The following is a 13,402-nucleotide window of genomic DNA, read 5'->3' as shown; positions in this document are numbered from 1 at the left end:
CTAACGAATGATTCCGCGCGTTGATTGTGCAAAAAAATCGAGGAAAGCTTGCAGCTTTGGCTGAGTGGTGCACTGCTCTTCAATCACGGCACGCGCCTCAGCAAAAGGCAGGCCTTGGCGGTAGAGTGCTTTATAAGCGCGTTTGATATGGGTAATTTCATCGCTACTAAAACCACGGCGCTTTAATCCTTCACTATTGATGCCATTGGGCACGGCGCGATTACCCGCCGCCATCACAAACGGTGGCACATCTTGCGCCACAGCCGCAGTAAAAGCGGTCATGGCATGGGGTGCAATTTTGCAAAACTGGTGCACGGTGGTAAAGCCGCCCAGAATCACCCAATCGCCAATATGGACATGCCCAGCGAGCGTAGTGTTATTGGCAAAGATGGTATGGCTGCCAATTTTGCAATCGTGTGCAATATGCACATAGGCCATAATCCAGTTATCGTCACCCATCATCGTGACGCCATCATCCTGCGCCGTACCTGTAGAAATCGTGACATTCTGAAAAATGGTATTTCCGTCGCCAATCACGAGCCGAGTTGGCTCGCCCGCATATTTTTTATCCTGCGGTGCACAGCCAATGCTTGAAAACGAATAAATGCGATTATTGCTGCCAATTTGAGTATGCCCGTCAACCACCACATGGGCTTCTAATCGGGTACCAGAGCCAATGGACACATGCTCCCCAATCACACAAAAAGGACCGACCTCTACATCAGTAGCAAGCTCGGCACCATCATGAATAATGGCAGAAGGGTGAATTTTAGACATATAGATTACTCAGGCAATTAGCGCTTGATTTCGCGTTGCGCGCACATCAAATCCGCTTCGGCGGCCAATTCGGTTCCTACAAAAGCCTGCGCTTTGTATTTCCAGATGCCTCGCTTATTGGCTGTAATTTGCACGCATAAAGTCAGCTGATCACCCGGCACAACCTGGCGCTTAAAGCGCGCATTATCAATACCCGCAAAGAAATAAAGCGAGTCTTCTGAAGGGGCGACTTCCAGACTCTTATAAGACAGAACACCCGCAGCCTGAGCCAGCGCTTCCAGAATCAGCACACCGGGCATCACCGGATAAGTCGGGAAATGCCCTTGAAAAAATGGCTCATTAATCGTGACATTTTTAATGGCTTTAATTGAAACACCGAGCTCCATCTCTACGACGCGATCAATTAATAAAAACGGATAGCGATGCGGTAAACACTTAGCGATTTCTAAAACATCCATAATCTGATTCATTACTCTTATTCTCCAACCGGTGCTGTAGGCACCATAATTTTTTTTGTAAATTGCTTAATTCATAAAGCCAATGACTCAGCAAAAAACCCCAGCTTCGGCATACCTTAGCAGGGGAATTGTTTCGCATCTTTCATCAATCAAACAAGGTGCTATTTGGATTTATTCCTCAAGCTTTTTTACCGGATATTGCAGCACTAGGATTTCTTTTTCAAGCTGTTTAACCCGCTTGGCTAATTCATCCAAATGCCGTAAATGAGCGGCATTGTGCCGCCAATCATCATGTGTTTGCATCGGGTAAGAACCTGAGTACACGCCTGCTTCACGAATAGTCTTGCCCACCAGCGTGCCACCTAAAACCGTAACGCCATCACAGATTTCCAAATGCCCGGAAATCATTACTGCACCCCCGATCTGACAGCGCGCACCAATTTTGGTCGAGCCCGCAATGCCTACACAGGCCGCCATCGCAGTGTGCTCGCCAATTTGTACGTTATGCGCCACCTGGATCAGGTTATCAATTCGAGCACCATTACCAATAATGGTATCGTTAAGTGCGCCCCGATCTACCGTCGTACACGAGCCTATCTCAACATCATGACCGATCAATACGCGGCCAAGCTGAGGGATTTTTTCCCAATGGTCCACAGCCCAAGCATTGCCGAAACCATCGCCGGCAATCACCGCATTGCTATGCAAAATAACGCGATCACCAATAAAAGCCCCGCGATGCACGCTGGTATTAGGGTGAATCAGGCAATCCGCCCCAATTTCAACCTGCTCACCGATATAAGCGTTGGCCATCACAATCGTGCGCTCGCCAATCTGGGCACCGGCCTCAACCACCGCTCCGGGGCCAATTTGCGCGCTTTTTGCCACAAATGCCAATGAATCAACCACCGCACGGGGATGAATACCTGCCCGTGCAACCGGCCTTGGGTGTAGCAATTGCGCTACTTGTGCAAAATAAAGCTGCGGATCTCGCGTGACAATATGCGGGCGATCTAAGCTGGCGCTTTCTGCTGGGCGTACAATAAAGGCCGCCGCCTTACTGCTTTGCAATTGCGCACGCAAACGAGGGTTAGCTAAAAATCCGATTTCACCTTCCGCAGCCTTCTCTAAAGCAGAAACACCTGTAATCAATACGTCATCACCATGGCGTTCCCCGCCTAGCAACTCCACAAATCTGGATAAAGTAAAAGATAAAGCCATGCGTTTATTTATCCATTAAAAGCTTTAATACTTTGTCTGTAATATCAATCCGCGGGCTGCGCCATGCCACTTCCTGCAAAATTAAATCGTACTTTTCGCTGGTGGCAATTTGTGCAATTGCGCTATTTACACGCTCTTGCAGGCCCGATAATTCTTCGTTACGGCGTGTATTCATATCTTCATTAAATTCACGCTGCATACGCTGAAAGTCTTGATTCATTTTAATGAGCTCACGCTCTTTAATACGCCGATCGGCCTCAGCAAGCGTGCCCTTATCTAATAGCTGCTGCAACGCTTTACCTTGCGCCGATATTTTCTGCAAATCAGACTTACGTGGATCGAACTCACGCTCTATCTTTTTGGCCGCCCTGACGGCGGGAGACGCCTCACGCAAAATGCGCTCGGTATCTACAAAACCAATTCGCATATCCGCTGCAAATGTACTGGTAGACAGTACAACACCCATTGCCAGCAATATTGCACGTGGCCATTTCAACATAGATAGTGGCTCCTTAAAATCAGAATACTTGACCCAATTGGAATTGAAGACCGCGTTCAACTCTATCGTTTGGCTGAGCATTAAATGGTGCGGCCCAGCTTAATTTAATCGGCCCTACAGGTGAGACCCAAGTAAAGGCCACCCCAGCGGAATAGCGCATTTCGCTCACATTGGGTTTTGATCCTGCACCCCATACCGCACCTGAATCAGCAAAGACACTTAAACGTGTCGAGCGATCATTTTTCAGGCCTGGAATCGGGAAGAAGAATTCAAAGTTATTAATAACCCGCTTATCGCCCCCCATCCCGTCACCACGGCTATCAACTGGCCCAACCGATCCGGATCTGAAGCCGCGAATAGAACCTACACCACCGGCATAAAAGTTTTTATAGAAGGGGTAAATGCTATTGCCATAGGTGTGGCCGTAGCCGCCTTCCACATTCCACATCAAGCTCATTTCTTTGCCAAATGGAATAAAGTATTGGCTTCTTGTCGAAAGCTTGTAATAGTCAATATCCGAGAATGGTGCGGTTACTTCGCCATTCAAGCTTAATAGCCAGCCTGATGTCGGGTATGAGCCACTATTACGTGTATCACGGCCCCAGTTAATACTTACCGGATAGGTTTTGTTTCTAGAGCCTTGGCTATTCACAAAATCCAGCACATGTTTAGGCGCAGAAGCATCTGCCTGAATGGCGAGGCTCTCAAAGCCCAAGCCAAAACCAATACGGTTCGATTCTGTTAATGGCAAGCTAAAGTTAGAGCTAAAACCATAAGATGATGTGGTGTACTGACCCAAATCCACGCGGGAAGGATCGGTATCCCGGCGATAAATATTCCAGCCCACAGACACGCCATCCGGCGTGGCATAAGGATTGGTTACGCCAAGTGAATACACTTTATTAGACGAGCTGGAATTCACTTCAACCGCAAATTGCTTACCACTACCTAAGAAGTTATTTTGTGAAAGAGATAAAACTAAAACAATCCCTTCACTTTGCCCATACCCTGCGCCAATATTGAAACTGCCTGATTTCTTTTCAGTAACGGTGACATTCATATCAACCTGATCGGCCGTATCTGGCACCAGAGGGGTATCGACGACAATCTCGCTAAAGTAATCAAGTTGCTCCAAACGCTGTTTAGAACGCTTGATTTTGGCACCATCGTAAGCGGCGGATTCTAACTGGCGTAATTCGCGGCGAATGACCACATCGCGTGTTTGTGAATTTCCATTTACATTAATCCGCCTTACATAGGTTTTTTTGCCCGGATCAACATAAAAGGTAAAAGCGACTTTATTGTTCTTCTGATCGATTTCAGGTACGGCATTCACATTAGCAAACGCATATCCCTCTTCACCCAATGCCTCTGTAATAGCAGCGGTTGATTTGTTTAAACTTTCACGCGAAAACACTTCGCCCGTGTTTAGAGTAATGAGCTTCTTTAAAATAGCGGGATCAATAACCGTATCACCGAGTAATTTAACGTCGCTCACTTCAAATTGCTTGCCTTCAGTTACATTGAGCGTTAAGAAAATACCTTCACGGTCTTCCGAAATAGCAACCTGGGTGGATTCCACATTAAATTCAATATAACCGCGATCCATATACCAAGACCGCAGTTTTTCTAAATCGGCAGATAGCTTTTGTTTTGAATACTGATCAGCCTTGGTATACCAAGTCATCCAGCCACCGGTAGTCTGGCTCAGCATATCGAGTAAATCATCTTCTGAATAAGCTTTGTTGCCAACGATATTAATCTGCTGAATACGCGCAACTTCGCCTTCAGAAATATCCAGCTGCACACCCACACGGTTGCGCTCTAATTTGGTGACTTCTGACTTAACGACCACAGAGTAGCGGCCACGCGAATAATATTGCTGTTTGATTTCTTGTACTGCAGCGTCTAAAACGCTCTGATCAAAAATGCGCCCCTCTGCAAAGCTCTGGCCTTTCAGCGCGCTTTTAATTTGATCTTTCTCCAGCATTTTGGAGCCATTGACATTAATCTGTGCAATGGTCGGGCGCTCGTCAACGGTGACAATCAAGACACTGCCGTTTGATTCAACCCGCACATCGTTAAAAAAGCCAGTTGCAAACAAGGCCTTAATCGCTTCTTGTGCACGATCATCATCAAAACGATCGCCGACTTTAACCGGCAAATAATTAAAAATCGTTCCGGCGTCGGTACGTTGCAGCCCCTCAACGCGAATATCGCGAATCACGAATGGCTCAACCGCCCAACCAGGTAAGGCAATACCGGCGAGGGCCGCTGCTAACAACAAGTTTATCGATTTTAATTTCATTATTCTGAAGAGTCACTAATGAGTTAGCAGGCCATAGCGAAACAACCGCAAAGCCCACACTGCGTTAAAAAACGGCCCAAAACCCTTAATTACAGCGGTAAACCCTGGCCTTGAATTTCTTGGCAAACAGCTAACCAAGAAACAGTCGATGGATATCGTTATAAAACGCGAGGGACATCAGTCCCAATAATAAAATAATGCCAACGCGCTGGCCAAATGCTTCGGCCTCAGGCGGCAGACGCCGCCCCGTCAAAAATTCTACCGTATGATACATCAAATGCCCGCCATCCAGCACCGGCAAGGGTAGCAGGTTTAAAACCCCCAAACTAATACTAATTACACAAAGATATTCAAGAAATGCATTCAGCCCCAATCGGGCACTTTCTCCCGCAAAAGTTGCAATCGTAATTGGCCCGCTTACTTGCTTAATTGACACATCCCCTGTCAGCATTTTCCAAAACATCACCAAAGTAAGACGACTACCCTGCCATGTTTTTTGAAGGCCATATTGCAAGCCTTCGAAAAAGCCAAAATCACGCACAAATCGCTGCTCTTTCCATGCCGCAGCGTCTACTTCCGGAGCGAGGCCAAGCTTGCCTATTTTCTTGCCGTTTTCTTCTATGGCATCAGGAATAACTGTGCGTTCAATGACTTGCCCGTTTCGCTTCCAGCTTAAAAGCAGGGGTTGAGCCGCTGAAGAAGAGACTTTTTGCTGTACATCCTGCCAGCCATGCAGGGACACGCCGTTAATCATCAGTAACTGATCGCCCACCATTACCCCCGCCTTGGCCGCCGCACTTTTAGGTGCAACTTGCGCAATGCGCAGGCTTAAAGGAACAGGAGAAACGCCCAAGCGAGATAACAGCTGCTGATCAATTTCATCACGGCTTAAATGACTCAAATCCAGATTGGCCACACGTTCTGAACCAGTAATTGATCTAAGCTGCAAGGCTACTGTTACCGCGCCACCACTCTGCTCTAACAGCCCTAATTGCAGCTCATCCCAACTGGAAATCGCTGTACCTGATACAGACAGCACTTCATCACCGGGCCTTATCCCCGATTTTTCTGCAGCAGAGCCGGGGCTTACAAAGGAAACAAGGGGGCGTAAAGCCTCAACCCCAGACAAAGACAAACCCCAGTAAAGCAAAATAGCCAGTAGAAAATTGGCCAACGGCCCCGCCACAACAATCGCCATTTTTGCCAGGGGCGATTGGCGATTAAATGCCCTTGGCAAATCAGCCTCGGCAATCGGATCGCCCTCTCGCTCATCCAGCATGCTGACATAGCCGCCCAGAGGAATTGAGCAAACCTGCCACAGCGTTTCACCACGCTGCCATTGCCAAAGTGGCTTGCCAAAGCCAATCGAGAAGACCAATACTTTTACACCACAGCTTTTTGCAACGCGGTAATGCCCGTACTCATGAATAGACACCAAAATACCAATTGCAATCACAAACGCCAGCATAGACGTCAACATAGGGGATGCGCCTGCAGCCATGCCCGTGCAGCAAGCCGAGCGGATTGATCCGCCGCTAGCAGAGCACCTAATGATTCGGCCGTTGCACGGTGAGTGCATTCATTGAGCACAGCATCAATCAAACGGGGAATATTCGTAAAACACAGGGATTTATTCAAAAAACCTTCAACGGCAATTTCATTTGCTGCATTTAAAATGGCAGGCGCAGCCCCACCTGCGGCAAGCGCATCAAACGCCAGCTGCAGGCAAGGGAAACGTTGTAAATCGGGCGCTTCAAAATCCAAACGACCTACACTAAAGAAATCGAGGGATTTCACGCCTGCATCCACGCGTTCCGGGTAAGCCATGCCATATGCAATTGGCGTACGCATATCGGGATTACCAAGCTGAGCAAGGACGGAGCCGTCCATATATTCGACCATCGAATGCACCACGCTTTGTGGGTGCACAATCACCGAAATATCGCTTTTTTCGGGGGCATTAAATAACCAGCGCGCCTCAATGACCTCCAAACCCTTATTCATCAAAGAGGCAGAATCGACCGAGATCTTGCGCCCCATCGACCAGTTAGGATGCTTACAAGCCTGATCCGGGGTGACATGCTGCAATTCGGCCTGAGGCATGGTACGAAACGGCCCACCTGAGGCGGTGAGTAGAATACGTTTAACACCTGCCGCCTGTAAATTTGCTGCGTAAGGGTTTTCTCGATAAAACGGGGGTAAAACCTGAAAAATCGCATTGTGTTCACTATCAATGGGCAATAACGCCGCACCCGATTCACGCACGGCATCCATAAATAAGGCGCCCGCAAGCACCAGCGTCTCTTTATTCGCAAGCAAAATGCGCTTGCCTGCACGCGCCGCGTCCAAAGTAGGCTGCATACCTGCCGCTCCTACAATAGCCGCCATCACCGCATCCACTTCAGTAGCACAAGAAACATCGCTCAGCGCCGACGCACCCCACAAAACTTCAGTAGCAGATCCTTTTTCTTTTAAAAGCACTGCTAAAGTTTGAGCAGAAATCGCATCCAAAACAACGGCAAAGCGCGGCTTAAATTGCACGCATTGCTGGGCCAGCTTTTCTAACTGACTGGCTCCGCTTAATGCAAAGACTTGATAACGCTCAGGATATCGGGCAATTACATCAAGCGTATTGACGCCAATGCTGCCAGTAGAGCCAAGAATAGTGATTTTTTGTATAGAGGACATGATGATATGGCCTTGCGCTTTAATATGTCTGAAAAGACAACAACAAAACACAGCCTATTTGAAACAAGCAATAAAATCGACAACACAAATACCTGTTTAAATCATGCCTGATATCGGTCATTTATTTTCATCAGGCATGATTTTCAAGCGATTGTCTTATCTGCATTGCGATTTTAAAGCTTGCCACTCAAGCAATAAGAATTGTTCGTTTATCTTGCAACAGACAATTGATGTGCGCAGTTTGAATTTAGAATAACAAGAAACCAAGATAGATCGCAGCAGCGATAGGCAATATCGCCAGCAAGCTATCAATTCTATCCAGTACGCCACCATGGCCAGGCAATAAATGGCTACTGTCTTTGATTCCTGCTTGTCGTTTAAATAAGGATTCCAACAAATCACCCATCACACTAACGGCGGTCAGTACTACAGCAATGGCCAGCCACACAGACAAGGCCAATAACTCGCCATGAAAAAACAGGTACTTAGGAAGAAAAAAGGTATAAACCAAGACACCAAACAAGCCGCCTATTGCACCTTCCCAGCTTTTACCAGGGCTGATTTGCGGGGCTAGCTTGTGCTTACCAAATGCTTTTCCGAAAAAATATGCCGCCGAATCTGCAACCCAAGCAATCGCCAAAACAGCTAGCAAGGCCCAAGGGCCCGCGGTGCGTAAAACAATCAGCGCCAGCCCTGCAGGCATCAGCAAGGCCCAGCCAAGCAAAATATTTAAATTGCCTGCATTCGCCAGCTTCCATTTCTTTGATAGCCAGCAAGGTGTAATGAAGAGCCAAAAAAGACTAGCCCCCAGCATCAGGCCAAGCAATAAAGAGGGCCTATAAACAAGCTGACTGAGCGCAGCAAATAAAAGTGCGCTCAGCAATGGATAAGCTTTAGCCACCCAGCCTTGCATGCCGGATAAACGTTGCCATTCCCAAGAGGCAACCACAACCACTAAGCCGCAAAAGGCAATCCATGCAAATGAGCCGATGACGCCCATTTGCGGTAACAAGAAAATAGCCGCCAGCACAATCGGCAGCAGCAACAGAGCGGTAAGAATACGGGCTTTTAACATGAGGATTGAAGTTGCTCGCTAATACGGCCAAAACGACGCTCGCGGCCGTGATACCAGTCAATTGCCACTTCTAATGTCTTGCGATCGAAATCCGGCCAAAGCATGTCGCTAAAATAAAGCTCGGTATAAGCAAGCTGCCATAAAAGAAAATTGCTGATTCGTTGCTCGCCGCCTGTACGGATAAATAAATCCGGCTCAGGAGCATAAGCCATCGCCAGATAAGGCGATAAATCATCCTCGGTAAAGCAAGTGCTTAATTCAGGATGTTCAGCCAGCATTTTATGTGTGGCATTGATGACATCCCAACGGCCGCCGTAATCCGCAGCAATTGAAAGCGTTAAGCCGGTATTGGCCGCAGTTTTTTCTTCGGCCGCATCGATTAAAGCCACTAATTCGGGGCCGAAATGTTCACGATTACCCACAATTTTCAGGCGAATATTTTTTTCATGCATACGGCTGACTTCACCGCTTAACACTTTCAGAAAAAGCCCCATCAAAAAGGAGACTTCATCCTGCGGGCGACGCCAGTTTTCATTACTAAATGCAAATACAGTGAGATAGCCTACGCCCAAGGCATCGCAAGCTCGAACCGTATCACGCAAGGCTTCTACACCACGCTTGTGTCCAAAAACACGAGGCATCATGCGTTTTTTTGCCCAACGGCCATTGCCATCCATAATCACGGCAATATGACGAGGAACAGCTGCAATATCTTGCGGTACTTCTTTAGTAGAGCTACTGAATATGGCCACACCAAACCCCTTACGTTTACTGGCCGGCACAATAGATTGCACCGGCCAGTAAATGATTACATTGTCATTAGTTCTTTTTCTTTTTCTGCCAACAACCTATCAATTTCAATTACATATTTATCTGTTAATTTCTGAACATCATCACTTCCACGACGCTCATCATCTTCAGAAATGTCTTTATCTTTCACTAGGCGCTTTAGTTGCTCATTGGCATCGCGGCGAATATTACGCACCGCAACCTTAGCATCATCTGACTCGTTACGAACAACCTTTGTTAAATCTTTACGGCGCTCTTCGGTCAGAGCAGGCATCGGCACACGAATTACATCGCCGTTGGTTGACGGATTTAAGCCTAAATCACCATCACGAATTGCTTTTTCAATCTTGGAAATCATGGTTTTTTCCCAAGCTTGCACACCAATGGTACGAGAATCAATCAAAGTGACATTGGCTACCTGATTAATTGCAGTAGGTGCACCATAGTAATCAACATTGATATGATCCAATAAACCAACGTGTGCGCGACCTGTGCGAACTTTTGCCAGATTAACTCGCAAAGCCTCGATTGATTTTTGCATCTTAGTATCGGTATTGCTTTTAATATCTGCAATCATAATGTATTCCCTTATTTACTCTATTCTAATGAGTAATCATTTGTAGCCATGGCCAACTCATCACGCAAAGCGCCGCTTAAAGCTTGGCCGCCCATTTAAAATGGCTTAGCAGTGTACCAGCGTCCCTTCATCTTCCCCAAGAACTACACGCTTTAATGCGCCTGCTTTGAAGATACTGAACACGCTTAAATTCATATTTTGATCGCGGCAAAGCGCGAAAGCTGTGGCATCCATCACTTTCAGATTACGGCCAATGGCCTCATCGAAAGTCAAGGTTTGATAGCGTACGGCATCTGGGTTTTTCTTAGGATCATCGGTATAAACGCCATCGACCTTAGTGGCCTTCAGTACAATATCAGCACCTACTTCCATGCCGCGCAAGGCTGCGGCAGTATCGGTAGTAAAGAAAGGGTTACCCGTTCCTGCGCCAAAAATAACGACTTTATTTTCTTCAAGATAACGAATGGCTTTGCCACGAACATACGGCTCAGCCACTTGCTGAATGGTCAGTGCAGATTGAACACGGCTTACAATACCAGCGCGCTTCATTGCATCTTGCAAAGCCAGTGCATTCATCACTGTAGCCAGCATCCCCATATAATCTGCAGTGGCCCGATCCATCCCGGCAGCAGCAGGTGCTACGCCACGGAAGATATTACCTCCACCGATCACTACGCCAACCTGAACACCAAGATCTAATACCGCTTTGATTTCACCAACAATACGATCAATCGTAACGCGATTAATGCCATAGCTATCCTCACCCATGAGGGCTTCGCCGGAGAGTTTCAGCAAAATGCGTTTATATTTGGGTGCTTGGCTCATTTGAAGCTTCCTTATCCATGGAGGGCGAATTGTGGAAACGCCGCACGTTACCGCGCGGCGCATAGAACAACAATCTAATTAAATAGACTTAAATCTTTGCAGCAGCAGCTACTTCAGCAGCGTAATCAACCACTACTTTTTCAATACCTTCACCAACAACAAACAGATTAAATGCATTCACTGTTGCTGAGTTGTTTTTCAACAACTGCTCGATGGTTACTTTGTCGTCCATTACAAATGATTGGCTCAGCAGAACAACATCTTTCAGGTACTTTTGAACAGTGCCTTCAACGATTTTTTCCAGCATGGCTTCTGGCTTGCCCGCTTCTTTAGCGCGCTCAGTTGCAACACGACGTTCAGTTTCGATCAATTCAGCAGGTACGCCACTTGCATCAAGTGCTTTTGGCTTTGTTGCTGCAATGTGCATCGCAATTTGCTTGCCTAATTGCTCATCACCGCCAACGATGTCGAGCAATACACCAAGCTTGTTGCCGTGCAGATAAGCTGCAACCTGGCCTGCTGTTTCATAGCGTGCAAAGCGACGCAATGTAACGTTTTCGCCCAGTTTAGCAACAGCATCTTTACGGATTTCTTCAACTGTTTTGCCATTCACTACAACTTGCGACAATGCATCAACATCAGCCGGGTTTGCATCAGCAACAGCTTGAGCAGCCAGCTTAGCAAAAGCGATAAAACCTTCGTCTTTAGCCAGGAAGTCTGTTTCACAGTTTACTTCAAGCACCGCGCCGATTTTTTTATCGTCAGAGATAAATGCAGCAATAATACCTTCAGCAGCAGTACGGCCAGCCAGCTTGGATGCTTTATTGCCAGACTTGATTCGCATGACTTCTTCAGCTTTTTTGATATCGCCATCGGCTTCAACTAAAGCTTTTTTGCATTCCATCATGCCAAGGCCAGTCAGCTCGCGCAGCTGGGCAACCATCTTCGCGGTAATTTCCGCCATGATTATTTCTCCTGAAACCGGGTAAAGAGTAGAGCATTTATAAATGGGGCATTCGGCGCATAAAAACGCTTGCCCGCAATAAATACAAAGCTACTTATCTATCATTTACAAAAAAGGGGCGAAACGCCCCTTTTTCGCATATTAACTTTACGATATTACTGTGCAGTGGCTGCAGCAGCTGCTTCGACAAGTTCTTGTGCTGATTGGTTTTTACCTTCAAGCACGGCATCAGCCATACCTTGAGCGTACAAACGAATTGCGCGGCTTGAATCATCGTTACCAGGGATAACGAAATCAATACCTTCCGGGTTGTTGTTGGTATCAACTACGCCAATAACCGGGATACCCAGTTTCTTAGCTTCAACCAAAGTACCCTTCTGGTAACCTGTGTCGATCACGAAAATCGCGTCTGGCAGACCCTTCATATCCTTGATACCGCCTAGGCTACGATTGAGTTTTTCAACTTCGCGATTCATGTCTAGCAATTCTTTCTTACCGTAGCCGCTGTTTTCATTAGCAACGATAACTTGCAACTCTTCCAGACGTTTGATCGACTGCTTAACTGTTTTGTAGTTAGTCAGCATACCGCCTAACCAGCGGTGATCAACGAAAGGCATGCCGCAACGTGCTGCTTCTTCAGCAACAATTTCACGAGCTTGACGCTTAGTACCTACGAACAGAACAGTACCTTTGTTTGCAGCAATACGACGAGCGTATTTAACAGCTTCTTCAAACAATGGCAGTGTTTTTTCGAGGTTGATAATATGAATCTTGTTACGTGCGCCAAAAATGTATTGACCCATCTTTGGGTGCCAGTAACGAGTTTGGTGACCAAAGTGGACACCGGCTTCAAGCATATCGCGCATGCTAACGGACATAGTAAAACTCCAAGCTAAGGGTTACATCTAGCGCCCACACGACACCCCAAATCAATGATTCAGAGCACCCTTAACGGGGTGAGCGCCAAAATTATCTGCAGGCACCATGCCCACAGAGCACAGGATTATAATCACTTCATGCCCTGTTACTCAAGAAAAAGTACGGTTTGCTGTAAAATTAGCCATCCGCAGCCGAGATTAAAGCCTCTACCCACCCCATAAAAACACCAATAGCATTTAAATTAACCTGATTATGTCTCTTGCTCAGGAACCCTTGATTTAGCCATTCGCGCGGCGTAAAGTGAACGAACGTTCTATTTTGCGGAGGTGGATCATGCCCATC

Annotated in this window: 13 protein-coding genes; all 13 read right to left on the bottom strand. The window is 46.9% G+C overall.

Annotated features, from left to right (window positions below; all coding sequences use genetic code 11):
* Positions 1 to 777 carry an acyl-ACP--UDP-N-acetylglucosamine O-acyltransferase gene (lpxA, locus tag ACFQNF_RS17535; RefSeq protein WP_380189205.1) on the bottom strand — a complete coding sequence of 259 codons (777 nt, stop codon included), beginning with the start codon at positions 775 to 777 and terminating at the stop codon, positions 1 to 3.
* Positions 778 to 794: 17 nt separating this feature from the next.
* Positions 795 to 1,247 (bottom strand): 3-hydroxyacyl-ACP dehydratase FabZ, encoded by a 453-nt coding sequence (gene fabZ / locus ACFQNF_RS17530; protein ID WP_380189204.1) that lies wholly within the window; start codon positions 1,245 to 1,247, stop codon positions 795 to 797.
* Positions 1,248 to 1,406: 159 nt separating this feature from the next.
* On the bottom strand, positions 1,407 to 2,456 hold the full coding sequence (gene lpxD / locus ACFQNF_RS17525) for a UDP-3-O-(3-hydroxymyristoyl)glucosamine N-acyltransferase (RefSeq protein ID WP_380189203.1): 1,050 nt from the start codon (positions 2,454 to 2,456) through the stop codon (positions 1,407 to 1,409).
* A 4-nt stretch (positions 2,457 to 2,460) separates the two neighbouring features.
* Positions 2,461 to 2,955, bottom strand: coding sequence for an OmpH/Skp family outer membrane protein (locus tag ACFQNF_RS17520; RefSeq protein ID WP_380189202.1), 495 nt, complete (start codon positions 2,953 to 2,955; stop codon positions 2,461 to 2,463).
* 19 nt (positions 2,956 to 2,974) lie between these two features.
* Complete coding sequence (bamA, locus tag ACFQNF_RS17515) at positions 2,975 to 5,239, bottom strand: outer membrane protein assembly factor BamA (protein WP_380189201.1); 2,265 nt, start codon at positions 5,237 to 5,239, stop codon at positions 2,975 to 2,977.
* A gap of 154 nt (positions 5,240 to 5,393) precedes the next feature.
* The gene (rseP, locus tag ACFQNF_RS17510; protein WP_380189200.1) at positions 5,394 to 6,743 is read right to left on the bottom strand and encodes an RIP metalloprotease RseP; all 1,350 of its coding nucleotides are present in this window, start codon (positions 6,741 to 6,743) and stop codon (positions 5,394 to 5,396) included.
* Positions 6,737 to 7,951, bottom strand: coding sequence for a 1-deoxy-D-xylulose-5-phosphate reductoisomerase (gene ispC / locus ACFQNF_RS17505; protein ID WP_380189199.1), 1,215 nt, complete (start codon positions 7,949 to 7,951; stop codon positions 6,737 to 6,739). Before ispC ends, rseP begins: the two co-directional genes overlap by 7 nt.
* A gap of 247 nt (positions 7,952 to 8,198) precedes the next feature.
* Positions 8,199 to 9,026 carry a phosphatidate cytidylyltransferase gene (locus tag ACFQNF_RS17500; RefSeq protein WP_380189198.1) on the bottom strand — a complete coding sequence of 276 codons (828 nt, stop codon included), beginning with the start codon at positions 9,024 to 9,026 and terminating at the stop codon, positions 8,199 to 8,201.
* On the bottom strand, positions 9,020 to 9,772 hold the full coding sequence (gene uppS, locus ACFQNF_RS17495) for a polyprenyl diphosphate synthase (RefSeq protein WP_380189989.1): 753 nt from the start codon (positions 9,770 to 9,772) through the stop codon (positions 9,020 to 9,022). Before uppS ends, ACFQNF_RS17500 begins: the two co-directional genes overlap by 7 nt.
* 62 nt (positions 9,773 to 9,834) lie before the next feature.
* Complete coding sequence (gene frr, locus ACFQNF_RS17490) at positions 9,835 to 10,392, bottom strand: ribosome recycling factor (protein ID WP_380189197.1); 558 nt, start codon at positions 10,390 to 10,392, stop codon at positions 9,835 to 9,837.
* 105 nt (positions 10,393 to 10,497) lie between these two features.
* Positions 10,498 to 11,217 (bottom strand): UMP kinase, encoded by a 720-nt coding sequence (gene pyrH / locus ACFQNF_RS17485; RefSeq protein ID WP_046350092.1) that lies wholly within the window; start codon positions 11,215 to 11,217, stop codon positions 10,498 to 10,500.
* A gap of 88 nt (positions 11,218 to 11,305) precedes the next feature.
* The gene (gene tsf, locus ACFQNF_RS17480) at positions 11,306 to 12,181 is read right to left on the bottom strand and encodes a translation elongation factor Ts (RefSeq protein ID WP_380189196.1); all 876 of its coding nucleotides are present in this window, start codon (positions 12,179 to 12,181) and stop codon (positions 11,306 to 11,308) included.
* Between the two features lie 155 nt (positions 12,182 to 12,336).
* Positions 12,337 to 13,059: a 30S ribosomal protein S2 gene (gene rpsB, locus ACFQNF_RS17475; RefSeq protein WP_046350090.1), complete on the bottom strand. Its 723-nt coding sequence runs from the start codon at positions 13,057 to 13,059 to the stop codon at positions 12,337 to 12,339.
* Positions 13,060 to 13,402: the final 343 nt, after the last annotated feature.

It is taken from the genome of Iodobacter arcticus (assembly GCF_042664895.1).
Taxonomy (GTDB): domain Bacteria; phylum Pseudomonadota; class Gammaproteobacteria; order Burkholderiales; family Chitinibacteraceae; genus Iodobacter; species Iodobacter arcticus.
This window is presented reverse-complemented; position numbering and strand designations above follow the sequence as displayed.